The organism is Mesorhizobium sp. M7A.F.Ca.CA.002.05.1.1 (assembly GCF_003998335.1).
Taxonomy (GTDB): domain Bacteria; phylum Pseudomonadota; class Alphaproteobacteria; order Rhizobiales; family Rhizobiaceae; genus Mesorhizobium.
The window spans coordinates 1-499 of sequence record NZ_RZQI01001618.1 but is presented as its reverse complement, the minus strand read 5'-3'; the positions used below and the strand labels follow the sequence as shown (position 1 = coordinate 499).

Annotated in this window: 1 protein-coding gene; it reads left to right on the top strand. The window is 65.1% G+C overall.

Translation table 11 applies throughout. From position 1 onward, the window contains the following. On the top strand, positions 1–499 hold a 499-nt coding region (locus EN939_RS37370; protein WP_164751658.1), incomplete at both ends, for an ATP-dependent DNA helicase.

Genomic DNA, 499 nt, shown 5'->3' with positions numbered 1-499 from the left:
GTGCAGTTCGCCGCCTTGCCGGTGAAGGCGGCGCAGGTGCTGCGCTCCAAGGGCGCGGTCAATGCGCGCACCATTCATTCGCTGATCTATCGGCCGAAGGGCGAGGAATCGGTATCGGACGAGGTCACCGGCAAGACCTCGATGTCGCCGACCTTCTCGCTTAACCGCCAGAGCCCGATTACGCGGGCGAAACTGGTCGTCATCGACGAATGCTCGATGGTCGACGAGCAGCTCGGCCGCGACCTGATGAGTTTCGGCACGCCGATCCTGGTGCTGGGCGACCCCGGCCAGCTGCCGCCGATCTCGGGTGGCGGCTTCTTCACCGACCACGAGCCGGATTTTTTGCTGACCGAAATCCACCGGCAGGCGCGCGACAACCCGATCCTGCGGCTGGCGCTCGATGTGCGCGAGGGCCGTGAATTCATGCGTGGCGACTATGGCGCGGCGCAGGTGATCGGCAAGGAAGACGTTACCCAGGAGCTGGTGCTGAAGGCGGACC